The sequence below is a fragment of the Arthrobacter sp. ISL-72 genome (assembly GCF_018613755.1).
GTDB lineage: Bacteria > Actinomycetota > Actinomycetes > Actinomycetales > Micrococcaceae > Arthrobacter.
Window position 1 is genome coordinate 104,112 of record NZ_JAGGPP010000013.1, and the last position, 22,217, is coordinate 126,328.

The window sequence follows — 22,217 nt, forward strand, 5'->3', positions numbered from 1 at the left end:
GCATCGAGGTCCTCGTGCCCATGCGCTGGGGGGACATGGATGCCTACGGCCACATCAACAATGTGCAGATCGTGCGGATCCTTGAGGAAGCGCGGATCGCGGCCTTCGGGCCGCCCCGCGGCGCCGGCCTGCCCGGCGTCGAACCGCAGGTGTCCCTCTTCAACGACGTTGAGGAGGGCACCATGGCGTTGGTGGTGGAACACAGGATCCGCTACGTCAAGACGATCGACTACCGGAACGTGCCGGCAGTGGTGCACGTGTGGATCGGTGCCGTGAAAGGCGCCAGCTTCGACATCCACTATCTGGTGCAGGACCCCGTGACCCGGGAAGACTGCGTCAAGGCCACCACCCACCTGGCCTTCGTCGATGAGGCGACCGGCAGGGTGCTGCGCCTGACGCCGGAGCAGAAGGATCGGCTGGCCCCGTTCATGGCCTGAGCCTAAAGCCCCTACTACGTGCAGGGCCCGCGTACCTATGATCATCACAACCGAACACCCGGCCCACCCGTTCAAGCAACAAACCCAGGGGAGCAGCAGTCATGGCCACGAGGAAAAAGAAGAAGTCCTGGAAGGAAATGCCCCCGGTGGCACGGGTCGGGACCGTGATGGCAGCTGTCGTGCAGCTTTCGCTTCTCGTCGCGGCGCAGCGGGACATTTCCCGGCGGCCGGCCGAGCAGATCCGCGGCAACAAGGCGATCTGGCGGATGGTCACACTGCTCAACTTCGTCGGTCCGGCAAGCTATTTCGCGTTCGGGCGAAAGAACCTGCCGGCCACCGGGAAGTAACCGCCCTCCGCCCCTACCGGTGAGTAGCTGGTGGGGCTTCTTGGTGCTGACGCTCAGGTTTACCCTGTAAATTTGAAGGCATGACCCCCACCGCGAAGCCTGCCATGACCCGCGCCCCCGGTATCTCCAAGGAGATCGAGGACGCAGCGTGGTTTATCCTCGGCGCCGGCCTCCAGGGGAGGCCGTCGGCGCTGGACGGGCGGACCCAGACGTGGACCACCGCCGCTGCCGCGGAGCTGCTGGAACGGCTGGAACGGGGTGTGGCGGATTCCAAAGCGCCCATGATGACCAACCTCCGGCAGAACCTGTCGGATGCTTCCCGGGCAGTCAAACAGTTGGCCGTTGAGCTGCTGTTCCTCCAGTCCTTGCCGCTGGCGCACGAGGTCAAGTCGCTGAAGGTCAAGCGCGCCCGGGTGGCTGAGGCCGCGTCCTGGCTGGAGCCGCCGCTGGAACTGCCTGACGAGCTTTACAAAGGCATGACCGACCACGGGGTCATCCGCGACCGCACGGCGGAGTTCAACTGGACTATCTGGGACCACCTGAAGTGGCTGTGCCGCTTTGTGCGGCACGTTGACCAGCAGTCCACGAATGCCATGACCAAGGCGTTGAAGGATCCCCTCGCCTTCCATCTGCTCGCGTCCGGAACCCCGGATGACCAGCCGGCAATCCGGCGCAGCATCGAATACCTTGCCTGGCCCAGTTACTTCGAACCCGTGGTTGCCGACGTCGAGCGGCAGGAGATCCGGGACGCCTTCGCCTCCCTGGTGGGCGGCGCCAAGGGTGACAGCGAAGCTGAAATTACCGCTGATATCCACCGGATCCGCCTCTACCTGGACAAGCAGGCCGGGCAGCGCATCGACTGGTATGCCCGCCAGCTGGTGAGCCAGTGGCGGAAGGTGGGGGATCCGGGCCGCCGCGCCTGGCTCCTGCGCACGCATCACGACGTGAAGGACCTCCTGGCCGCGTGGCATGGCGAGGAGAAGGTAACGCTCGACGTCGAGCATCTCCGCCTGCTTTCTCCCGGCGTCACGGCGGGACTGGTGCAGCACGCCGTGGACGAGGACTACAAGCACCTGGGCTACGTGGAGCGCGAGGACAGCAAGACCGCCGTTTTTGCCTTCCTTACAGTCATGAAGCCGGGCGATCTGGTCCTGTACCAGCACGCCGGCGCCGTTCGCCTGGGCGGGGTGCTGGGCGAGCCGGAGCACAACGAGGACAACCGCAGGATGCGCCGCAAAGTCCGCTGGTTCGACGAAGCGCACAGCATGGCTGACCTTCCCCGCCACGTCCAGCGCCAGCTGGCCACGCCGGGAATCATCGTGGACGTCACCCGCGTGGTGCAGGCGCTGCAGGCGCTGCTGCCCGCCGAAGCCGAAGCAGAGGCCGACGACGCCGCCGCGCCGGACGCCGTCGTCGAACCTGTTCTCGAGGGGTTCCGCCCGCTGACAGAGGAGTTCGCGGCGTCCCTGCACATGGACCTGGAACCGCTGCAGGAAATCGCCGAACTCCTGGAAGAGAACCGGCAACTGGTGCTCTACGGGCCCCCCGGAACCGGCAAGACGTACCTCGCCAAGCACCTGGCCGCCGAACTCGCCGGTGACACCACGGACGAGCGGGTGAAGCTGGTGCAGTTCCACCCGTCGTACGCCTACGAGGACTTCTTTGAAGGGTTCCGACCGGACAAGACCGACGAGGGGCAGGTTTCCTTCAAACTGGTGGCCGGTCCGCTGCGCCGCCTGGCGGAAGAGGCCGCCAAGCCCGGCAACGAAAAAAAGCCCTACTTCCTGATCATCGATGAGATGAACCGCGCCAACCTCGCCAAGGTTTTCGGCGAGCTGTACTTCCTGCTGGAATACCGCGACGACCGCATCTACCTCCAGTACAGCCCCAACGAGCCGTTCACCCTCCCGGACAACCTGTACATCATCGGCACCATGAACACCGCGGACCGGTCCATCGCCATGATGGACGCGGCCATCCGCCGGCGTTTCTCCTTCATCGAGCTGCACCCCAAGACCGAGCCGGTGAAGGGCTCCCTGCTGCGCTTCCTGCAGGCCCGGGACCTGGACACCACCCCGGCCCTCCTCCTCGACGCCCTCAACGACGCGATTGACGAGTGGGACCGGGACCTCATGATCGGCCCGTCGTACTTCATGAAGAAGGCGGCCCAGACGCCCTCCGGCCTGCGCCGGATCTGGAAATACGAGCTCATGCCGCTGCTTGAGGAGCACTACCACGGTCAGCTGAACCGGGCCCAGTTGCAGGAGCGCTTCGGGCTTGAGCAGCTGCTGGGCCGCCTTGCTTCCCGCTAAGGAATTGCGGCCAGCCAACGGAGCCCGTCCCGCCAACGGAGTGCGCCCCGCCAAAGGAGGGCGTCCGGCTAAAGGGTCGCGCCCCGCCGACGGATCGCGCCCCGCCGGCATGGCCGTTCCGCCGCTGCCTGCGCGGCAGCCCTCAAGCGCCGGCAAGGCCGCCCGGCACATCATCCTGGATGAACTGTCGGGCGGCGTGGTGGACAAGCTTGATGTAGCCAGTGCCGCCTTTGTGAATGCCAGCGGCCTGGCTAGGGCGTCTCCGATGGGCATGGGCCTGTTCAGGATCGAGCCGGTGGGCATGGTGGGTTCGGTGCGGACGCCCACGGTGCAGCTGGAAGTCCGGCCCAAGGACCGCCTGGGCCTAAGCCGGCTGCTGTTCCTGCTCAGCTATGCCGGGAATCAGGGCTTCCGTGACGATCCGGTGGCCGCCGTCGAGGACTCGGACCTGTGGAGCGCGCTGGCCGAATCGCTGGCGCAACTGGCAGACCGCGCCCTGAGCCGTGGAGTCCTGCAGGGGTACCTGACCGTTGACGAGTCCCTGCGGACGGTGAAAGGCAGGATCCGGATCTCGGACCAGATTTCGCGCCGGCCGGGCATGCTCGTCCCCCTCGAGGTGTCCTACGACGAATTCACCGAGGACATCGCCGAGAACCGCATCCTGCGGGCTGCCCTTGAGCGGATGGCGCAGGTTCCCCGGGTGCGCCCGGACGTTCAGAGCCGCTTGCGGCAGCTGAAGGGAAAGCTCGACGGCGTCACGCGCCTTCAGTCCGGCGCTCCGCTGCCGCCGTGGCGGGCTACCCGCATGAATCTCCGGTATCACGCGGTGCTACGGCTGTCCGAGGTGATCCTCCGCAACGCCTCAGCGGAGGCCGGCGACGGGAAGCAGCAGACGGCGTCGTTCGTGGTGGACATGGCGCAGGTGTTCGAGGACTTCGTGGGGACAGCCCTCCGCGAAGCCATGACGGCCTACCCCGGCGAAATGCGGCTGCAGTACAACTCGCTCCTGAACGAGGCCGTCCGGGACTCCGACAGGCTCACTGTCAGTCCCGACGCGGTGCACCTGCTCGGCGGACGCCCCGTGGTGGTTTACGACACCAAGTACCGGGCGGCCACAGACCAAGGCTCGTCCCTGTCCGCCGACCACTTCCAGATGCTTGCCTACTGCACTGCCCTGCGCGTCCCAACCGCGTGGCTGGTGTACGCAGGTGCGGGGGAAATGAAGCTCCGCCGCATCCTCAATACGGACATTGACGTGGTGGAGTACCCGCTTGATCTGTCCCTGCCGCCGTCGTACATCCTTGCAGCTGTTGCTGACCTGGCACAGCAGTCCTGGGGCGAAGTGGTGCGTCAGGCAGGACTTAATCAAGGACCCCGGGCTGGGAGCGGCCCGGCATTGACATGAGGTGCATGAGCAAAGCCCTCTCAGGGTTGCCCCGGTTTTGATTGAGGCAACGGCGCAGCTGATCGCGAACTTCGGTTCCTTCCGGATCGGTATCCATCAGGATCGCATTGATTATTTCCCACGACTGGTGACGAATCGGCTCAAGATTCACGCGCCCGCTGACGGGGCCCCCAGCGGCATGGATCCCGGACCGCGCCTGCCATGAGTCACTCTGGTGGGATTTAACGGCTGACAACAGTTTCTTCGGCATCTCGCATCCTTCTATGGCACAAGCGCTCTGGCTCAAACGCCTGGGACTTCGACCGACCGGAATGTAAAAATCTTAGCTTAGACAGACAGGTCTGTCTGCCCTTGGGTTAGACTATTTGTAATGACCCCCACGCCAGAATCTGTGCCGGTACAGCCTGCCCCAGAGGGCGAGGTTGCGATCAGTGCCGCTGATGCGAAGCAGCGGATCGTTGATACGGCGTATGAACTTTTCGCACGCCGGGGAATCCGTGATGTGGGAGTAAATGAGCTGATCAGCCGGGCGGGTGTGGCCAAGGCAACCTTTTACCGGCACTTTGCGTCCAAGGAAGAACTGGTGCTTGCTTTCCTGGAGCAGCGGGATCAGATGTGGACCGTGGAGTTGATTGTCGGGGATGCGCGCCGCCGCGGCGGAACTCCCGAGGAACAGTTGCTGGCCATCTTCGACGTCTTCGGCGACTGGTTCCGCCGGGACGATTTTGAGGCATGCTCCTTCATCAACATCCTGCTGGAAATGGGCGCCCAACATCCGCTGGGACGGGCGAGCATTGACTACCTGGCCAGAATTCGCGGCCATGTTCAGCAGCTTGCCGAGGAGGCCGGACTCCGGGACACCGAGGATTTCTCGCGCTCATGGCACATCCTGATGAAGGGGTCCATCATCTCCGCCACCGAGGGTGATACAGAGGCTGCCAAGAGGGCGCAGGCGATGGCCCGGACACTGATTGAGCAGTTCCGGGCTCCGTAGCACCGGGCTAGCAGTTCGGGGCTCACGCCAGATTGTGAGTGCGCCCGCCAAACCGGGACGGCACTTGGTCTCCTGGATGGCACCTAGATGGGCACCTTCACGGTGAACGTGGTGCCTTCACCCGGCGCACTCCGAACCTGGATGCTGCCGCCGTGCGCTTCAACAATGGCCTTGCTGATGGGCAGCCCCAGCCCCACGCCCGGGATGGATGTGTTCCGCACGTTGCTGGTCCGGAAGAACTTCGTAAACACCTCGGTCTGGTCCTTTTCGCTCATGCCCATACCGGTGTCACTCACCCTACACACGAGCGTGTTGCCTTCGGCCCCGAGGGACACCACGACGTGGCCGCCGTCGGGCGAGTACTTGATGGCGTTGGAGACCAGATTGTCCAGCACCTGTGACATGCGGACCGAGTCCACGTGGGCGTCCATCCGCTCGGGAGTGTCTGCCTGGAGGCGCACCTTGGCTGCGGCGGCACGGGGGAGCGCCGCGCTGATGCTGGCCCGGACAAGCTCGGCCAGATCCACGGCCTGCGGGCTAACGATGAGCTGCCCGCTGCGGCTGGTCAGCAGGTCGGACACCAGGCCTAGCAGCCGCTGGGAGTTCCGGAGAATGATGTTGAGGGGTTCGCGGTAGGACTCCGGCAGCCGGTCATCGTCGTCCAGCAGCAGTTCCACATAGCCAAGGATTGAGGTCAGCGGAGTCCGGAACTCGTGGGACACATTGGACACGAAGTCGTCCTTGGCGGCCAGGGCGTTGACCAGGTCGGTGACGTCACTGAACACGATGACCGAGCCGGCGAACGCGCCGTCCTGGTCCTTCATGGCGCGTGCGCTGGTGGTGATGGCCCGCTGTTCACTGCCACTGCCGAGCCACACCAGGTTGTCGGTGAAATTCTCGCCCATTATTGCTCGCCGCACAGGCCGTTGGTCCACCGGAACTTTTGTGACCCGGTCGGGCTGGAAGACGAGGAGCTGGGATTCATTCGGGTCGGTGTTTCCCAACGGTGCGGCGAGTTTGTGGTTTTCGCGCTGTTTCCGGTTCATGAGGATGTCATTCCCGTGTGCGTCCACGGCCAGGACACCCAAATGCACGGTCTCGAGCACTGAATTCAGCAGCCCCTCCTGATGTTTGCTGTCCTGCAGCGCGACGCGGAGCTGAACATCCTTTTCCTCCACGTCACGCTGCTGGCGGACCATGCTGAGCGTCAGCACGCTCACTGAAACGCCGATCCCCAGCGTCATCACCGGCAGCAGCAGGGAGCGCGCCAGATCCTGGCCGGTGACGCCGCCGCGAATAAACAACGGCACCCAGATGATGGCCAGGGGAGCGAGGAAAGACGCCAGCAAAGCGAGACGCGGGTACAGTCCTGACGCGCATAGCCAGATGACCGGGAAAACGGACAGCAAGCTGATGCCGGTCAGGCTCTCCTGGCCGCCTTCCCGACCCAAGGCGATGGAAACGAAGTCCAGCAGCGGGATCACCAGGAAACTGGGGTACGGCAGCCTGTCCCAGGGCACCAAAAAGCACAGCGCCAGGAGCAAGGCCTGCGTGGCCAGGAACGCGATGTAAAGGGGATTGGCAAGGGTGCCCGGGAAAAACAACAGGATGAGGACGGCCGTGAGCGCCGCTGTGACGGACAGCGGCATCTGGCTCAGCACCACCCGGCCGCGCAGCGAGTACTGGTGGAACGGCCGGCGGAAGAACAGTAACCGCCCGGAATCGATGTCCCATGTGATGTTCCCGCTCATCGGCGGACGACTATCGACGGGCATTTTACTGGACGCATACCCCCACGATATCGGGCGACCGCTATACTTCTGACGGTATCAAGCGGACTGAGGGGGCTGCGATGAGTGAATCACGTGTGGGTCTGGTAATCGAGGATGATCACGACATCCGTGAACTGGTTCGAGTGGTCCTCGTCCAGGCCGGGTTCGATGTCCAAGTGGCCAGCAGCGGGGCGGCCGGCGTGATCGCGGCCAAGGAGCTCTATCCGGCAGTCATCACCCTGGACCTGGGCCTGCCCGACATCGACGGCTTTGAAGTCGCCCGCCAGATCAGGGAATTCTCGGACGCTTACATCGTTATGCTGACGGCCCGGGCCGAGGAATTGGACACCCTCATCGGGTTGGAATCGGGAGCCGACGACTACCTGACAAAGCCCTTCCGTCCCCGGGAACTGCGAGCGCGGGTTGCCGCCATGATGCGGCGTCCGCGTTCGACGTCGGACGTCACCGCCGGTGCCAAGGCACCTGCCGCAGCGGGCAGCGCAGGCCGGACGCTGACGCACAACGGCCTTGAGTTCAGCTATGAGGCGCGGACCGTGACTGTGGATGGGCGGGAACTGCACCTGACGCGCACCGAGTTCGATCTGCTGCACGCCCTTCTTGAGGCGGGCCGCATGGTGCGGACCAAATCTGAACTGGTGAGACGACTGAGGGACGAGCCGTACGACGTGGGCGGCTACATCTCCGAAGCGGACGAGCGCTCCGTCGAAGTGCACATGGGAAACCTTCGCAAGAAGCTGGGCGACAGCCCGCAGAATCCGCGCTGGCTCCAGACGGTGCGCGGCGTGGGCTATCGGCTGGCTCCCGCAGAACGCTGAGTCCAGCGCCCGGCTTCAGCCGCCGGGCCTAAGCCGCCGCGGCAGCTGAGAGGCCGGCCACGGTCTGATCGGTGCACGCGTCCATGCTTTCCAGGAGCGCCAACTGAAGCCTGGGCGGCTGGTCAGCTGCGGCCTCCGGATGGGACTCCAGGTGCTTCAGGATCGTTTCGAGCTCATCGGCGAGCCGGCCAAGGTAGGCCGCGCCGACCATCATGCTTGAAGTCTTCACGCTCAGGACGGCATCCATGGCGGCGTCCAAATCCCTGGCCTCCACAGCCTGGCGAAGCCGGTCCAGCCGCCACGGTAACTGCTGGATGTAACTGTTCACGAACACGGTGCAGTACTCGGCGTCGGGCTCGAGCTCGTAGCGGAGTGTCTGCAGCACGGAGGGGTCGACGTACGGCTGGCTTGCGCCATCCTGTCCATCCATCGGACACCCCTTCCCTTTTGCCCGCGCACCCCGACGGCGGGTGCGGATGCAATGTTTTCCCTTTTACAGTAGGGCTCGGACGGCCTGGGAATGCGTTTTCCGGAAAAATTTGTGGCAATCTTGATCGGACTAGCCCGGCTGCCCTTTAGGATCGGGACAAGTGCCTGAAGGCACCCAACTGACCTGTGGCTTTACGGTCACCAGCCGATTGCGGGTACCGCTGTGTTCAGGACCTTGAGGACCCTCTTTATTGGCCTGGTCGTCGGACTGGGCTTGATATTTGTCTTCGTCCAGCCGGTGCCTTCACTAGCTCGGTCACCATTCCGTCAACAGCCCCTGGCTCGGTGACCGTCACGGCCAAGACGTCATCCATCAAGGCTTCTTCGGTGTTCGAAGTAACTGCCGCTGCTCCCTCCCTCCCTCCGGTCAGCACGGCGGCGCTGCGCTTTGGCGTGGCCACTCCCGGCGGCCCCTTGGCGAGTGCCGAACTGGACCAAGTGTCACAGCTGGCGGGCGAGAGTTCGTCCAGCGTGCTTTTCTACAAGGACTTCCTGCAGGCGCCGCCCATCGCTGAGATGAACGCCGTGCGTGCCCGCCGCGCGGTCCCGCTTGTTACGTGGGAACCGTGGGCCTGGGGCGGCGGACTCGGTCAGCCTGCGTACAGTCTGGACAGGATCGCGGCGAGCGACTTCGACGCGGCAACCGGCGCCAGGAACGCGTCCTGTGGAGCCCCAATGTTCCGTACTTCGGTTCCACTGATCTTGCCGGGCTGTTCCCGGGTGCCGGCTACGTGGACATCGTGGCCCTCGACGGGTACAACTGGGGCACCTCTGCGTCGTGGAGCAGCTGGATTTCACCGCAGGACCTCTTCGCTCCCGTAATTGCCCAGCTACGAGCTCTAGCGCCCGGGATCCCTGTCCCTTATCGCGGAGACCGCGTCCGCGGAGGCCGGGGGCTCCAAAGCAGCGTGGAACACCGACCTGGTCAGCTATCTGGCCGCGCAGCCGGATGTGGTCAGCTTCGTCTGGTTCCACCTGCAGAAGGAAACGGACTCGCGCATTAATAGCAGTGAGGCCCCGGCTGCCTTCAAATCAGCGCTGGCCGCCCGCCGGTCGTTGTAACTGCTTAGGCAGTTGGTGCTCGTAGCGTCGGCGCCTTATGCGAGGAACTGCTCCAACTGCTTTTCCAGGGCAGAGACATCCTTGAGTTCGCATTCCCAGACGGTGAGCACCATCCACCCGGAAGCTTCCAGGAGCTGGCGCTGTTCGGCGTCGCGGTTTCTTGTCCGTGTCCGTTTCGCCTCCCAAAAGTCCGCGTTTGCCTTGGGAGCATGCTGCCCGGCCTTGCAGTCGTGGAAATGCCAGAAGCAGCCGTTGACGAAGATGACCTTATGCCGCCCCGCGAACACTAAATCAGGGTTACCGGGGAGCTTGCCGCCCCCGGCGCTGCCGTGCAATCGGTAACGGTAGCCTTTCGAGTGCAGCAGGCTCCGGACAAGCAGTTCCGGCTTCGTATTCTTGCCCCGGATCCTGGACATGTTCCAGCTGCGCTGTTCGGGAGTCAGCTGGTCGGCCATGATCCAAGTCTAGGCGGGCTCATTCCGCGGGGATCGGCGGTGGCTACAATGCGCGCGGGGGATTCTCACCGAACTTGAAGTGCCGGCCGCTGATCGAGACGGGCTGGATTTCCACGTAGAAGTCCTTCAAGGTGGGCACCCATTGCTGCAGACCGAGCGATTCCGCCGCGGCAATATCCGCAGATTGTTCAAGGACTCGTGCTGTTCCCCGGAGGACCACGGACCAGGCTTCGTCGGACAGGATGCCGTCCGCCTCAAAGAGGACGTTGGCATTGATGGTCAATTCCGCGAGCTTGTTCCCTGGAGCGGTCCGGAGGTAGATCTTCCGGTTGCCCACGGCGTAGTTGACCGGGAAGATGTCCGACTCGCCGCCGACGGTTACCACCAGCCGGCCGTGCTTGGTGCCCTCCAGGAGCTTCCACGACTGGTCGTCATCCAGGTTCAAAATCGGGTCGTCGTCTGCATGTTCGAACATCATGGGCTCATTGTTCAGCCGGGCGGGCTCGATGGCCAGTGCCTTAAGGGCTCATTCTGTGGCGCCTTGGCGTCTTGGCGATGTGACTTCCTATCGCTGGCTCTGGGTGGTAGACCGGAGGGGCGGTGCCTGTGGATAACTTTGATCTTTCAAATGTGACCTCAGTTACCCTTTAACGAACGTCCGGATTTATTTCCGGCCGGACGCGGACGTCTTGAAACTATCGGGGGAATAGCTGCCCATGACATCTCGTACTTCGTCTTTCATGAGGCTGCGCAATTCCGCCGCCGCATTTTTCATTGGTTCGGCTCTGGTCCTCACAGGGTGCAATAGCGGCGGGAATCCGCCTGGGAATGAGGGCACGTCATCGGCATCCGCCTCGGCCACCGCTTCGGCAACTGCGACGCCGAGCACCACGCCCACCGCCACCTATAAGCCGGCCGACGCCAAGGGCATAGCGGAAAACGTCCCGGTTCCTGTGCTGCCCGAGGCGGCGAAGGCGGAGACGAAGGAAGGGCTGGAGGCATTTGCTAAGTATTGGTATGCAACCCTCAGCTATGCATACGAGACTGGCGACACTTCGCCGATAGAAGCCATATCCGCAACGACATGCGCGTCCTGTTTGCGCGTAAAAGAAGTTGTTGAAGGTTGGCACTCGGAGGGGAGATGGCTTGCTGGCGGCAAGATGATCGTGCAGGGTGCCCAATCCAAATTTGTAGAGACAGCGCCCGGCGAATATCAGGTAGTGGTTCAGGTATCTCAAGAACCCCTTTCCTATTACCTCGCCGATGGAAAACTCGACGAGAAGACTGATCAAAAGCCGTCAATGGGCGACATAATGCTCGCCTCGTATCAGGGCGGCTGGCGAGCCAAAACCGTTGAACACCTGACTAACAGCCAATGAGCAAGCTACTCGTCAGAACGTCGGCCTGCACTCTAGGGCTGCTCGTTTACTTTGGATTGGCTTTGGTTGGGGGTCCGGCTCTGCCGTCAGATTCACCCATTAAGGGAGATTGGGACGAGAGTGGAGCAAATGTGGGAGGTGATTGGAACCAAGATCCCGGGTCTAACACATGGACACAGGCACCTGTCGACATCCCGAACGACCCCAATCAGTACAAAGCAGTCCTGCAGTGCCAAACGGACGAGAACAACGTGAGTGTGAAGTGTCTGCCGGGGCAGCAGCAATGCCCGCCCCGCGAAGAGGGCGGCAAAGCGGGGATCCCTGTGATCTGGAAGGTGGCACCTCGGGGCATCCCGGACCCCGTGTGGACGGATTGGACGCCAACCGGCAGTGGGCCGTCTTGCTTGTACGACGAGCGTGTCGAGGATCTCCTGCCCCGCATTGCCGCGCTGATTCAGAGTGAGTTCCAGAAACTGCCCGTGGCTGCGGGAACTGTCACAGCCCAGCCGAGCCCGCACACCCTGCGGGGAGCCGAGACCAATTTCTATGCGGACTCGGCTGAGCAACAGTTCGACATCACGATCCTGGGTCAGAAGGTTCATGTCGTCGCCACGCCTGTGCAGTACACATGGAATTACGGGGACGGGACAACTCTTGGACCGCAGGCGTCGGCCGGCGGTCCATTGCCGCAGGACCGGTGGGGCGAAAAGACCCGGACTAGTCATGTCTATACGCAGACCGGTGATTTCCAAGTGGTCCTTACGACGCATTTCCAGGGAACATACTCCGTCAATAACGGACCCCCGCTGCCCATTCCCGGCCAAGGACAATTCAGTTCCCAGCCTCAGACCATCAGTGTGTGGCGCTCGATCACCCGCAATTACGCCGACGACTGCATCAGGAATCCGCAAGGCCAAGGCTGCCCGGGAGCGGCAGCGCCGGCTCCGTAGCCCTAGGCTCCCTAGTCAACAGGCCGGTCAGGACTGCAATTCGCGGTCCACCCGGTCCATGCGTGCCCGGAGCAATTGATAGCGCGGATCGCTCGGCCCGATAAGGCTGGCCATTGCGGCAGCTGCCTCGGTGTCCGACGCGCCCATATCGCTCGCGCACCACCGCATGATCAGCTGGGCGTCCTTGCTGGAGCGGACGGACGCGCCCACAGCTTCGTTGAGTTCATCCCGCATCAGCTCAACGGACAGATTAGCCGAGCGGTTGAGCAGCTTCGCAGGATAGGCAGCCAGGGCTTCGCTCACCCGGCCTTCCCGCAGGTGACCGGCGACCATGGACGCGTCCGTCACAACGCAGATGGAGGAAGCGAAACGGTAAGGGTTCGGTTCCACAACGTTGCCCAGGATGCTCCGAATGCGATGCATCTCCGTCCTGATGGCAGTAGCGGCACCGTCCTCGCCGTGAAGGTGGTACGCGAGCTCGTCCGCGCTCCAACCTTGGGTTCTGGACGCAAGTAAAGCCAGGATCTCAGCGCGGCGCAGTGTCAGCGGAAGCCGGGCGCCGCCGTCGAGCTCGGCGCTCGGCTTGTCGCCCAGCAACCTCAGCATCAACGTCGAGCGCACGCTACTGCCGGAGGGCCGCTCGGATAACGGCGTAACCCCGCGCAGTGTGGCGCCACCAGCTGCAGAAAAGCCGCCAGCCCTTGCAATACCCGCTGACTTCAACATCTCCTCCGCCAGTCGCACTCCGCAGCGGACCATACGCAGACTGTCCGGCGTCACCGATTCGAAGGGGCCGGAGACATCGAGGACACCCACGACCTCGCCCGTGTATGGATCGCGGATGGGTGCAGCAGTGCAGGCCCAGTCGTGATGCGTGCGGACCAGATGTTCGGCCGAGAATAACTGCGCAGGCCCACCGGTCATCAGGGCCTCGCTGATGGCATTGGTTCCCACCCCGGACTCGGACCAGTCGGCACCCTCAACGAATTCCAAGGAGTCGCCCAGCCTCAGCGCCTGCCGGCTGCCCACCCGCCACAGCACTTCGCCTTGTCGGTCAGTGACGATCAGGAGGTGGCGGCCCGCGGAGGACTCGTCGGCCAGGAGCTGGGACAGAGCCGGCATCACGGCAGCAAGCGGGTGCCCGGCGCTGAGCGAGCGTGCCTCGGACACGTCGTGCCGGTGGACCGGCCTGTGTTGATCCGGATCGATGCCCAAGGCAAGCGAACGCTGCCACGACTTGATGAGGGCCGGTGAAATTGAAGGGTCAGGGGTGCCAGAAATCGTGGCTTCGTGGGCTTTGCGCAGCGTCCGTGCGTACTCTGCCGGCGCAGTAAACCTCAGGTCCCGAAGATGGCTGATCGCACCGGTGCCAGTCCGCATCCGCAATCTCCCAACTCGTCATCGAATCGTGCCCGGCCCCCTCGCAGCTTTTCCGGAACCGGCTCACTGCAGGCAGCTCGAAAACGAAGGCAACCCGAAAGTGGGGAGGGGCCGTGTCACCCGATTGTAACCCCCTCAGCCTTTTACTTGGGATGCGGGTCACGGGTCGGTCGCCGGGAGGCGGACCCGGAGCGGATCACTATAAGCAAAGGAAAAGAGGAATCATGCCTGAGACACCAAACGGCATCGTGGAGGCCTGGCTGGCGCAGTTCGAAGAGGCGCTGCGCAGCAACGACACGGATGCCGCACTGCAGCTGTTCGAGGACGAACCGTACTGGCGCGACTTCGTATCCTTCACGTGGAACCTCAAAACTTTGGAGGGCGAGGCGGACATCAAGCGGATGCTGGAGGCCACCCTCCCGGAAGTTAAGCCAGAGAACTGGGCGCTCGCCGAGGACGCCACCGGAGACGCAGCCAACACCGAAGCGTGGGTGGACTTTGAAACGGCGCAAGCACGCGGCTATGCGCACCTTCGCCTCCGGAACGGCAAATGCTGGACGCTGCTCACAACCATGCAGGAACTAAAAGGCTTCGAGGAGAAAAAAGGTCCCAACCGTGAAAAGGGCGTGGCGCACCAGATCAGCAAGGGGCGCAAGTCCTGGCTGGAACTCAAGGAGGAGCAGGAAGCCCGCCTGGGATACGAGGACCAGCCGTACACCGTGATCATCGGCGGCGGGCAGGGCGGAATCGGACTCGGCGCCCGGCTACGCCGACTCGGCGTCCCAACCATCATCGTGGAGAAAAATGAGAACCCCGGCGACTCGTGGCGGAACCGGTACAAGTCCCTCCACCTTCACGACCCCGTCTGGTACGACCACCTGCCCTACATGAAGTTTCCGGACGACTGGCCCGTCTTCGCCGCCAAGGACAAGATCGGCGACTGGCTGGAGCACTACACCCGGATCATGGAGCTGAACTACTGGTCGAAAACCGAGTGCACCAACGCCCGCTTCGATGAAGCCGCGCAGGAGTGGATCGTGCAGGTCATCCGCGACGGCGAGCCGGTCACCTTGCGTCCCAAGCAGCTCGTCTTCGCGTTGGGCGTCTCGGGTTACCCGAACGTTCCAACCTTCGACGGCGCCGAGTCCTTCCTGGGGCAGCAGTACCACTCGTCCAAGCATCCGGGCGGAGGGGACTGGACCGGCAAGAAGGCCGTGGTCATCGGGTCCAACAACTCAGCCCACGACATCTGTGCGGATCTTTGGGAACACGGCGCCGACGTCACCATGATTCAGCGCTCATCGACCCACATTGCCCGGAGCGAGTCGCTTATGGAACTCGCCCTCGGCGACCTGTACTCAGAGAAGGCACTGGCAAACGGCGTCACCACGGAGAAGGCCGACCTCCTGTTCGCGTCCCTGCCGTACAGGATCCTGCCGGAGGCGCAGATCCCTGTGTACCAGGAGATGGCCAGACGCGACGCCGATTTCTACTCCCAGCTTGAAGCCGCCGGCTTCGACCTGGACTTCGGAGTGGACGGTTCCGGCCTGTTCCTCAAGTACCTGAGGCGCGGATCCGGCTACTACATCGACGTCGGCGCCTCACAGCTGATTATCGACGGTCGCGTGAAACTGGCGAACGGACAGGTCAGCAAGATCACCGGCAACGCGGTGGTCATGGACAACGGAGCTGAACTCGAAGCCGACGTCATCATCTACGCCACGGGCTACGGCTCAATGAACGGCTGGCTTGCAGACCTGGTCTCGCCCGAAGTGGCGGACGCCGTCGGTAAATGCTGGGGCTACGGTTCAGACACGCCAAAGGACCCGGGTCCCTGGGAAGGGGAGCTGCGCAACATGTGGAAACCCACCAACGTTGAGAACCTCTGGATCCATGGAGGGAACCTGCACCAGAGCCGCCATTATTCGAACTACCTTGCCCTTCAGCTCAAGGCCCGCATGGAGGGACTGCCCACGCCGGTCTACGAGCTCCAGCCCACCCACCACACACGCTGACCATCCAACCAGCAGTCCACGGCCGTGCCGCCGGGCGCGGCCGTGGACGCGCAACCAACTAAGGCGAAGCATCGTGAAAGCAGCACGATTCCACGCCCAAAAGGACGTGCGGATAGAAGACATCCCCGAGCCGGAACTCCGCCCCGGTGCCGTAAAATCGCCGTCATGGGTCGACTCACGCTGGGTCCATTCAGTCGGCGACATTCCCCTTGACGAAGCCGCCCTCATCGAGCCCCTCGCAGTGGCCCATCACGCCGTCAGCCGAAGCGGCCTTCGCCCGGAGAGTGTCGCCGTCGTGGCGGTGCGGGTCCCATCGGGCTGCTCACGGCAGCTGTCCTGAAGGGCCTGGGCGTCACCACGGTGGTGACGGAGCTGTCCGCTGCGCGCAAGGAAAAGGCGGCGGCGTCCGGCGTCGCGGATCATGTGCTGGACCCGGGCGTCGAGGACATCAAAGCCCGTGTTCTGGAACTGACCGGCGGTGCCGGTGCGGACGCCGCGTTCGAATGTGCCGGCGTCAGCGCGGTTTTGGACACCGTGCTCGACGTCGTGAAGCCCGCCGGGGTGGTGGTCAACGTGTCCATTTGGGGCCGTCCGGCCGCCGTGGACATGCAGAAGATCGTCCTCAAGGAGATCGACCTGCGCGGAACGATCGCCTACCGCGGTGATCACGGGGCCGCAATCCGGCTCGTTCAGGAGGGGAAAGTGGATCTCAAGCCCTTCATCACCGGCAGGATCGCGTTGGAGGACCTGGTGGACAAGGGCTTCGACACCCTCATCAACCACAACGAAACCGCGGTGAAGACATCGTCCGCCCGTCGTGATCTGCATCTCATCAGGAATAGTTGCACGCGCCTCCCAGTTGTCTCGAGTGGACCCCATCCGCTTTGAAAGGAACCGCGCATGCTGTTTTCCCCGTTGACCCTCGGCGAGCTCGAATTGCCCAACCGCCTGGTCATGGCGCCGCTGACCCGTCTCCGCTCCGGCAAGGAAGGCATCCCCGGCCCGCTCGTAGCGGAGCACTACCGCCAGCGCGCCTCCCTCGGCCTGATTGTCAGCGAAGGGATCTACCCCAGCCCGGCCGGCCGTTCCTACCCGGGACAGCCTGGGCTGGTCGCCCCCGAACAGATCGCCGGCTGGAAGAAGGTCACCGACGCAGTCCACGCCGAAGGCGGCAGGATTTTTGCCCAGATCATGCACGGCGGCCGCGTCTCGCATGAGGACATCAACGGTGGCCACGGCGTCGTTGCCCCCAGCGCGATCGCCGTCGAAGGTGAAACCCGGACCTATAACGGCAAGCAGCCGCATCCTGTGCCGCATGAGCTTTCCACCGATGAGCTTCCGCTCGTCCGCGAGGAAATCGTCACGGCGTCGCGCAATGCCATCGAGGCGGGGTTCGACGGCGTCGAGCTGCACTCCGCCAACGGTTACCTTCTCCACGAGTTCCTGGCACCCAACACCAACATCCGCACGGACAGCTACGGCGGTTCCCCCGAAAACCGCGCGCGCTTCGTCATCGAGACGGTGAACGCCGTCGTCGAGGCGCTGGGCGCCAACCGCGTGGGCATCCGGATCTCGCCCGAACACAACGTCCAGGGCATCGAAGAGACCGACGCCGCTGACGTCCGCGCAACCTACGACGTGCTGGTCAACTCCATCGCTCCGCTGGACCTGGCCTACCTGAGCATCCTGCATGACGAGCCTGCCGCTGAACTGGTGCAGAACCTGCGGGCGCGGTTCAACGGCCCGTTCCTGGTCAACACGGGCTTCAGCGTCATCACCACCCGCGATGCAGCCATCGCCCTGGTCGCGGACGGCCAGGCGGATGCGGTGGTGGTGGGCCGTCCGGCCATCGCCAACCCCGACCTCGTCCGCCGCTGGCGCGAAGGCCTGCCGGTCAACAACCCGGACCAGGCAACGTTCTACGCAGACGGCGCCGAAGGCTACACGGACTACCCCTTCTACGAAGAGTCCCTGAGCTAGCAGCCGCTTTGTTAGCAGCTGCTGAACCAGCACGCGCTGGGCCAGCACGCGCTTCGCCAGCACCCGCGCCCCGGGCGGAGTGCGACCTGGTCCGCCCCGTCATGGAACCATGAGGGGGCGGACCAGCCCTATAGGATCTGAACATGCAGCGTCCGTCCCCGATTACCAGTCCCGGCAGCCGCAAGGGCAGGCCGGTAAGCCGCCAGGTGCTGGCAGACCATGTCTATGAGGAGCTGCTGGAATCGCTGATGGATGGCCGGCTCGAACCCGGCGCCACCGTCAGCATCGATGGCACGGCGCGGGACCTCGACGTTTCGCCAACCCCGGTCCGTGAGGCGCTTGCGCGCCTGGAGCACACCGGCATGGTCCGCCGCATAGCTCTGAAGGGGTACCGGGTGGCCCCGGTTTTTACCCGTGAGGACTTCGCCGAACTGATGGAGGCGCGGCTCGCCATTGAACCGGTGAATGCCCGGCTCGCCTGCGCCCGGCTCACCCCGGAGCGGCTCGCCCAGCTGGAGCAGGCAGTCACGGACCTGAAGACCGCGCCGCGGGGACCGTCCTTCGCTGAATACCGCGACTACCTCGAAGCCGACGAGCGGTTCCACCGGCTCATTGCCGAACAGACCGGAAACCAGTTCATGGTGGCGGCATATGCAGCGCTCGGCGGCCAGGTCCAGCGCTTCCGGCTGTTCGGCGGCGTGGGCATCACCGATGCCGAGAACGCCATCGCCGAACACCAGGCAGTCCTTGACGCCCTGGCCACCGGGGATCCGGAAACCGCCGCCTCCGCCATGGCCGACCACGTCCGCAAAGTCCGCGGCCGGGCCATGGCCGACGCGCCGGAAGGCTAAGCCCCCTCCCTCCCAGGTAAGTAGCAGCAGGTGTCGTTTTGGAGCTCCAAAACGACACCTCCGGCTGCCTGGTCGGGCCGGCACGCCCTCATGTGACCTTGACAACTTTTTGTCGATAGTAAATCCTATAGGAAACAGGATCTGCACAAGGAGTGAACGTTATGGCCTACACCGCCGAGAACTGGCCCATCACCGCGGCCCTGCTGCAGTTCCCGGGCACGGACGCCCGGGGAACAGACATCAACGACGCCGAGGCTTCGGCCTGGGCCGAGGTCCTCACCGAGGTCAAGGAAGCCGGCTTCGCCCACGCCGACCTCACCGACAGCTGGGTGCGCCCCGGCGATCTCAGCAAGGCGCGCCTCGCAGAGTTCAAACAGACGGCGGACAACGTCGGCATCGGCATCCCCGTCATTTCCGCCATCCGCCGCAGCGTGATCGAAGAGGGCAACTGGGAAGCCAACCTCGCCTACAGCCACCGCACCATCGACGCCGCCGCCGAGCTGGGGTGCGAAGTTGTCTCCTTCGGACTCCACCAGGCCATCACGCCGGAACAGCAGAAACAGCTCTGGTTCTGGACCGTTGAGGGTTACAAGGACCCTGCCGGCAACAAGGAAGCCTGGGGCAACGCCGTCACCCGCCTGCGGGAACTGGGCCGGCATGCCGCCGACGTGGGCGTCCTGCTCTCTCTCGAAATGTACGAAGACACCTACCTGGGCACCGCGGATTCCTCGGTGCAGCTGGTCCAGGACATCGGCCTGGCCAACGTCGGCCTCAACCCCGACCTCGGCAACCTGATCCGGCTCCACCGGCCCATCGAGGACTGGCGCGAAATGGTGGCCAAGACGCTGCCGTACTCCAACTACTGGCACATGAAGAACTACATCCGCGACGAGGACACAGCCCGCGGCATGTACGTCACCATGCCCGCACCGATGGAAAGCGGCCTCATCAACTACCGGGAGGCGTTCAAGCTGGCAATGTCCGTCGGCTTCCAGGGCATCCTCTGCACCGAGCACTACGGCGGCGACGGCCTCAGCGTGACGGCCAGCAACCAGGACTACCTTCGCCGCCACGTCCTGCCCAAGACGGACGGCTACACGCTTGGCAAGAGCCAGGTTGCCCAGGGGCGGCAGCAGCCCGCCGCCGTCGCACTCGCTGCAGTCTGACCAGGAGCCGGCGCCTGAGGAGCATCCGGCCCATGGCGCCGGCGTCCACCCAACCGCACTTTCCAACACGGATTCAATGAGGAACCATGACCCAGATCTTCGACAACCCCGCTGACTTTGCGGATGAGGCACTGGACGGCTTTGTGGCAGCCAACCGCGGGTACGTTGCCCGGGTGGACGGCGGCGTCGTCCGCTCCACCGAAGTGCCTGCCGGCCAGGTTGCGTTGGTGGTGGGCGGTGGCTCCGGCCACTACCCGGCCTTCGCGGGCCTGGTAGGGCCGGGCCTCGCCACCGGCTCAGCCTGCGGCAACATGTTCGCCTCTCCGGCGGCCGGCCAGGTCTACCGGGTGGCCAAAGCAGCGAACACAGGCGGCGGTGTGCTGTTGAGCTACGGCAACTACGCCGGCGACGTCCTCCACTTCGGTCAGGCCCAGCTGCGGCTTAACGCCGAGGGAATCGAGACCCGCACGGTCCTGGTCACAGACGACATCGCCAGCGCTCCGCTGGACCAGATCGAGAAGCGGCGCGGCATCGCCGGGGACCTGACGGTCTTCAAGATCGCCGGCGCGGCCGCCGAAACCGGACTGGACCTCGACGCCGTCGAGCGCCTGGCCATCCGCACCAACTACCGCACCCGCTCCCTGGGCGTAGCCTTCGACGGCTGCACACTCCCGGGCGCAGAGGCCCCGCTGTTCCACGTTCCCGCCGGCCAGATGTCGCTGGGCCTGGGCATCCACGGCGAACCGGGCATCTCCGAACACCCCATGCCCACGGCCTCCGAACTCGCCGAACTGCTCGTCGCGCGTCTCCTGGCGGACAAGCCCGATGATGCCGGGGACCGCGTGGTGGCGATCGTCAACGGCCTGGGCACCGTCAAATACGACGAGCTGTTCCTGCTGTTCGGCAAGATCGAAAATCTACTCAACAAGGCCGGCCTGACGGTGGTGGAACCGGAATGCGGCGAACTGGTCACCAGCCTCGACATGTCCGGGCTCTCCCTGACCCTGCTCTGGCTGGACGACGAACTCGAGGAGTTCTGGGCGGCACCCGCGGACACTCCCGCCTTCCGCAAAGGAAACCTTGCGCCCCGTGCCCGCCGCGAGCTCGCCGGACCGGAAGACGCAGCAGCCGGCGAAGAGGAACAGGCGACGGCGGCGGCGGCAGACCTGGGCCGGCTGGCAACCGCCGTCCTCGCCCAAGTGCAGGCCGTCGTCGTCGAGCATGAAGAAGAGCTTGGCAAGCTGGACGCGATCGCGGGCGACGGCGACCACGGCATTGGCATGCGCCGCGGTGTGGACGCTGCAGCCGCTGCCGCGGTGGAAACGTCGGCAGCCGGCGCTTCCGTGCAACGCGTACTCACCGCGGCGGGGGAGGCCTGGAGCGAACGTGCCGGCGGAACCTCCGGGGCATTGTGGGGGTCCGCCGTCATGGCCGCCGGACTCGCCCTCGGCAACAAGGACTCGTACCACGGCGAGGACGCAACGGCCACCGTCGCCGCCTTTGCCGACGCAATCACCGCCCTCGGCAAGGCCGAACCGGGGGACAAGACCATGGTGGACGCGCTGCTTCCCTTCCGGGACACCTTCCTGGCCGCGCGCGACGGCGGGACCCCGGTAGTACGGGCACTCGCCGAGGCAGCGGCTGCTGCCCGGGAAGCCGCAGACGCCACCGCTTCACTCCGGCCGCTCAAGGGTCGGGCACGGCCGCTGGCCGAGAAGAGTCTGGGCCATCCGGACCCCGGCGCCGTGTCCTTCGGGCTCATCGCGGCCCGGATCTCCTCCTACCTTGATTCCGGGCTGGCTGATTCCGGACCGGCGGATTCCGGACTGAACACTTCCCAACCGACTGATTCCCCGCTGGCTGCCTCCGTGGCCGGAAATGGAGCACAAGCATGAGCACAAACCAAGGCGCCGCGGCAGGATGGCGCATTGTCATCGGCAACGACGAGGCCGGCGTCGAATACAAGGAAGCACTGAAGGCGCTGCTGGAAGCGGACAGCCGCGTCGCCTCCGTGGTGGACGTGGGCGTGGCTGCAAATGACGCGACCGCATACCCGCATGTCGCCGTCGACGCAGCCCGCAAAGTGTCCGACGGGGAAGCGGACCGTGCACTGCTGATCTGCGGCACAGGACTGGGAGTGGCCATCGCCGCCAACAAGGTCCCCGGGATCCGCGCGGTCACCGCCCATGACGGCTACTCCGTGGAGCGCTCGGTCCTGAGCAACAACGCCCAGGTCCTCACCATGGGCCAGCGGGTGATCGGCCTGGAACTGGCCAAGAAGCTGGTGGGCGAGTGGCTCGACTACCGCTTCGACGAGACTTCATCCTCCGCCGCCAAGGTGGACGCCATTTGCTCCTATGAGCCCGACTACACGAAGGCAGTCTGAT

At 64.4% G+C, this 22,217-nt stretch carries 21 protein-coding genes; 16 read left to right on the forward strand and 5 right to left on the reverse strand.

Going from position 1 to position 22,217, the window contains the following annotated elements; genetic code table 11:
• Positions 1 to 20: 20 nt before the first annotated feature.
• The 5 genes from J7I92_RS12685 (at position 21) to J7I92_RS12705 (ending at position 5,495) form a co-directional block, all read left to right on the forward strand.
• Positions 21 to 437: a thioesterase family protein gene (locus J7I92_RS12685; protein WP_214841326.1), complete on the forward strand. Its 417-nt coding sequence runs from the start codon at positions 21 to 23 to the stop codon at positions 435 to 437.
• A 101-nt stretch (positions 438 to 538) separates the two neighbouring features.
• Positions 539 to 784: a PLDc N-terminal domain-containing protein gene (locus tag J7I92_RS12690; protein WP_214841008.1), complete on the forward strand. Its 246-nt coding sequence runs from the start codon at positions 539 to 541 to the stop codon at positions 782 to 784.
• Between the two features lie 80 nt (positions 785 to 864).
• Positions 865 to 3,096: an McrB family protein gene (locus J7I92_RS12695; protein WP_214841009.1), complete on the forward strand. Its 2,232-nt coding sequence runs from the start codon at positions 865 to 867 to the stop codon at positions 3,094 to 3,096.
• Between the two features lie 109 nt (positions 3,097 to 3,205).
• On the forward strand, positions 3,206 to 4,501 hold the full coding sequence (locus J7I92_RS12700) for an McrC family protein (protein WP_251039865.1): 1,296 nt from the start codon (positions 3,206 to 3,208) through the stop codon (positions 4,499 to 4,501).
• A 370-nt stretch (positions 4,502 to 4,871) separates the two neighbouring features.
• A complete protein-coding gene (locus tag J7I92_RS12705; protein ID WP_214841010.1) occupies positions 4,872 to 5,495 on the forward strand; it encodes a TetR/AcrR family transcriptional regulator in 624 nt (207 codons plus the stop codon).
• 83 nt (positions 5,496 to 5,578) lie between these two features.
• Here J7I92_RS12705 and J7I92_RS12710 read toward each other — a convergent pair whose 3' ends face one another.
• Positions 5,579 to 7,246 (reverse strand): cell wall metabolism sensor histidine kinase WalK, encoded by a 1,668-nt coding sequence (locus J7I92_RS12710; protein ID WP_214841012.1) that lies wholly within the window; start codon positions 7,244 to 7,246, stop codon positions 5,579 to 5,581.
• 101 nt (positions 7,247 to 7,347) lie between these two features.
• Between J7I92_RS12710 and J7I92_RS12715 the strand changes: the two genes are divergently transcribed.
• On the forward strand, positions 7,348 to 8,103 hold the full coding sequence (locus J7I92_RS12715; RefSeq protein WP_214841013.1) for a response regulator transcription factor: 756 nt from the start codon (positions 7,348 to 7,350) through the stop codon (positions 8,101 to 8,103).
• Between the two features lie 28 nt (positions 8,104 to 8,131).
• Here J7I92_RS12715 and J7I92_RS12720 read toward each other — a convergent pair whose 3' ends face one another.
• From J7I92_RS12720 to J7I92_RS12730, 3 genes are all read right to left on the reverse strand, one after another.
• The gene (locus tag J7I92_RS12720; protein WP_214841015.1) at positions 8,132 to 8,533 is read right to left on the reverse strand and encodes an Hpt domain-containing protein; all 402 of its coding nucleotides are present in this window, start codon (positions 8,531 to 8,533) and stop codon (positions 8,132 to 8,134) included.
• A 1,156-nt stretch (positions 8,534 to 9,689) separates the two neighbouring features.
• Complete coding sequence (locus tag J7I92_RS12725) at positions 9,690 to 10,109, reverse strand: very short patch repair endonuclease (RefSeq protein ID WP_214841018.1); 420 nt, start codon at positions 10,107 to 10,109, stop codon at positions 9,690 to 9,692.
• A 43-nt stretch (positions 10,110 to 10,152) separates the two neighbouring features.
• Positions 10,153 to 10,587 carry a pyridoxamine 5'-phosphate oxidase family protein gene (locus tag J7I92_RS12730; RefSeq protein WP_214841020.1) on the reverse strand — a complete coding sequence of 145 codons (435 nt, stop codon included), beginning with the start codon at positions 10,585 to 10,587 and terminating at the stop codon, positions 10,153 to 10,155.
• A 238-nt stretch (positions 10,588 to 10,825) separates the two neighbouring features.
• On the opposite strand from J7I92_RS12730, the gene J7I92_RS12735 reads away from it, so the two are divergent.
• Both J7I92_RS12735 and J7I92_RS12740 read left to right on the forward strand, forming a co-directional pair.
• Positions 10,826 to 11,488 (forward strand): DUF6318 family protein, encoded by a 663-nt coding sequence (locus J7I92_RS12735; RefSeq protein WP_214841022.1) that lies wholly within the window; start codon positions 10,826 to 10,828, stop codon positions 11,486 to 11,488.
• A gap of 404 nt (positions 11,489 to 11,892) precedes the next feature.
• The gene (locus J7I92_RS12740) at positions 11,893 to 12,438 is read left to right on the forward strand and encodes a PKD domain-containing protein (protein WP_251039866.1); all 546 of its coding nucleotides are present in this window, start codon (positions 11,893 to 11,895) and stop codon (positions 12,436 to 12,438) included.
• Positions 12,439 to 12,465: 27 nt separating this feature from the next.
• Here the strand turns inward: J7I92_RS12740 and J7I92_RS12745 are convergent, their stop codons facing one another.
• Positions 12,466 to 13,818, reverse strand: a complete 1,353-nt coding sequence (locus tag J7I92_RS12745; RefSeq protein ID WP_214841024.1) for a helix-turn-helix domain-containing protein — start codon at positions 13,816 to 13,818, stop codon at positions 12,466 to 12,468.
• A gap of 224 nt (positions 13,819 to 14,042) precedes the next feature.
• Between J7I92_RS12745 and J7I92_RS12750 the strand changes: the two genes are divergently transcribed.
• From J7I92_RS12750 to J7I92_RS12780, 8 genes are all read left to right on the forward strand, one after another.
• Positions 14,043 to 15,833 carry an NAD(P)/FAD-dependent oxidoreductase gene (locus J7I92_RS12750; RefSeq protein ID WP_214841026.1) on the forward strand — a complete coding sequence of 597 codons (1,791 nt, stop codon included), beginning with the start codon at positions 14,043 to 14,045 and terminating at the stop codon, positions 15,831 to 15,833.
• Between the two features lie 73 nt (positions 15,834 to 15,906).
• Positions 15,907 to 16,173, forward strand: a complete 267-nt coding sequence (locus tag J7I92_RS24610; protein WP_396020381.1) for a hypothetical protein — start codon at positions 15,907 to 15,909, stop codon at positions 16,171 to 16,173.
• Positions 16,174 to 16,196: 23 nt separating this feature from the next.
• Positions 16,197 to 16,721 carry a zinc-binding dehydrogenase gene (locus tag J7I92_RS24615; RefSeq protein WP_396020382.1) on the forward strand — a complete coding sequence of 175 codons (525 nt, stop codon included), beginning with the start codon at positions 16,197 to 16,199 and terminating at the stop codon, positions 16,719 to 16,721.
• A 12-nt stretch (positions 16,722 to 16,733) separates the two neighbouring features.
• On the forward strand, positions 16,734 to 17,813 hold the full coding sequence (locus tag J7I92_RS12760) for an alkene reductase (RefSeq protein WP_214841027.1): 1,080 nt from the start codon (positions 16,734 to 16,736) through the stop codon (positions 17,811 to 17,813).
• A 143-nt stretch (positions 17,814 to 17,956) separates the two neighbouring features.
• Complete coding sequence (locus J7I92_RS12765; protein WP_214841028.1) at positions 17,957 to 18,664, forward strand: GntR family transcriptional regulator; 708 nt, start codon at positions 17,957 to 17,959, stop codon at positions 18,662 to 18,664.
• Positions 18,665 to 18,825: 161 nt separating this feature from the next.
• Positions 18,826 to 19,830 carry a sugar phosphate isomerase/epimerase gene (locus tag J7I92_RS12770; protein WP_214841029.1) on the forward strand — a complete coding sequence of 335 codons (1,005 nt, stop codon included), beginning with the start codon at positions 18,826 to 18,828 and terminating at the stop codon, positions 19,828 to 19,830.
• Positions 19,831 to 19,916: 86 nt separating this feature from the next.
• Positions 19,917 to 21,725 (forward strand): dihydroxyacetone kinase subunit DhaL, encoded by a 1,809-nt coding sequence (dhaL, locus tag J7I92_RS12775; RefSeq protein WP_214841030.1) that lies wholly within the window; start codon positions 19,917 to 19,919, stop codon positions 21,723 to 21,725.
• Positions 21,722 to 22,216, forward strand: coding sequence for a ribose-5-phosphate isomerase (locus J7I92_RS12780; protein ID WP_214841031.1), 495 nt, complete (start codon positions 21,722 to 21,724; stop codon positions 22,214 to 22,216). The genes dhaL and J7I92_RS12780 overlap by 4 nt, the downstream gene beginning before the upstream one ends.
• The last annotated feature ends 1 nt before the right edge of the window (position 22,217 follow it).

Bases quoted from the DNA above. Each gene is read 5' to 3' on its own strand.
- J7I92_RS12685 (WP_214841326.1), top strand. From the start codon at position 21: ATGCGCTGGGGGGACATGGATGCCTACGGCCACATCAACAATGTGCAG.
- J7I92_RS12690 (WP_214841008.1), top strand. From the start codon at position 539: ATGGCCACGAGGAAAAAGAAGAAGTCCTGGAAGGAAATGCCCCCGGTG.
- J7I92_RS12695 (WP_214841009.1), top strand. From the start codon at position 865: ATGACCCCCACCGCGAAGCCTGCCATGACCCGCGCCCCCGGTATCTCC.
- J7I92_RS12700 (WP_251039865.1), top strand. From the start codon at position 3,206: ATGGCCGTTCCGCCGCTGCCTGCGCGGCAGCCCTCAAGCGCCGGCAAG.
- J7I92_RS12705 (WP_214841010.1), top strand. From the start codon at position 4,872: ATGACCCCCACGCCAGAATCTGTGCCGGTACAGCCTGCCCCAGAGGGC.
- J7I92_RS12710 (WP_214841012.1), bottom strand. From the start codon at position 7,246: ATGAGCGGGAACATCACATGGGACATCGATTCCGGGCGGTTACTGTTC.
- J7I92_RS12715 (WP_214841013.1), top strand. From the start codon at position 7,348: ATGAGTGAATCACGTGTGGGTCTGGTAATCGAGGATGATCACGACATC.
- J7I92_RS12720 (WP_214841015.1), bottom strand. From the start codon at position 8,533: ATGGATGGACAGGATGGCGCAAGCCAGCCGTACGTCGACCCCTCCGTG.
- J7I92_RS12725 (WP_214841018.1), bottom strand. From the start codon at position 10,109: ATGGCCGACCAGCTGACTCCCGAACAGCGCAGCTGGAACATGTCCAGG.
- J7I92_RS12730 (WP_214841020.1), bottom strand. From the start codon at position 10,587: ATGATGTTCGAACATGCAGACGACGACCCGATTTTGAACCTGGATGAC.
- J7I92_RS12735 (WP_214841022.1), top strand. From the start codon at position 10,826: ATGACATCTCGTACTTCGTCTTTCATGAGGCTGCGCAATTCCGCCGCC.
- J7I92_RS12745 (WP_214841024.1), bottom strand. From the start codon at position 13,818: ATGCGGACTGGCACCGGTGCGATCAGCCATCTTCGGGACCTGAGGTTT.
- J7I92_RS12750 (WP_214841026.1), top strand. From the start codon at position 14,043: ATGCCTGAGACACCAAACGGCATCGTGGAGGCCTGGCTGGCGCAGTTC.
- J7I92_RS12760 (WP_214841027.1), top strand. From the start codon at position 16,734: ATGCTGTTTTCCCCGTTGACCCTCGGCGAGCTCGAATTGCCCAACCGC.
- J7I92_RS12765 (WP_214841028.1), top strand. From the start codon at position 17,957: ATGCAGCGTCCGTCCCCGATTACCAGTCCCGGCAGCCGCAAGGGCAGG.
- J7I92_RS12770 (WP_214841029.1), top strand. From the start codon at position 18,826: ATGGCCTACACCGCCGAGAACTGGCCCATCACCGCGGCCCTGCTGCAG.
- dhaL (WP_214841030.1), top strand. From the start codon at position 19,917: ATGACCCAGATCTTCGACAACCCCGCTGACTTTGCGGATGAGGCACTG.
- J7I92_RS12780 (WP_214841031.1), top strand. From the start codon at position 21,722: ATGAGCACAAACCAAGGCGCCGCGGCAGGATGGCGCATTGTCATCGGC.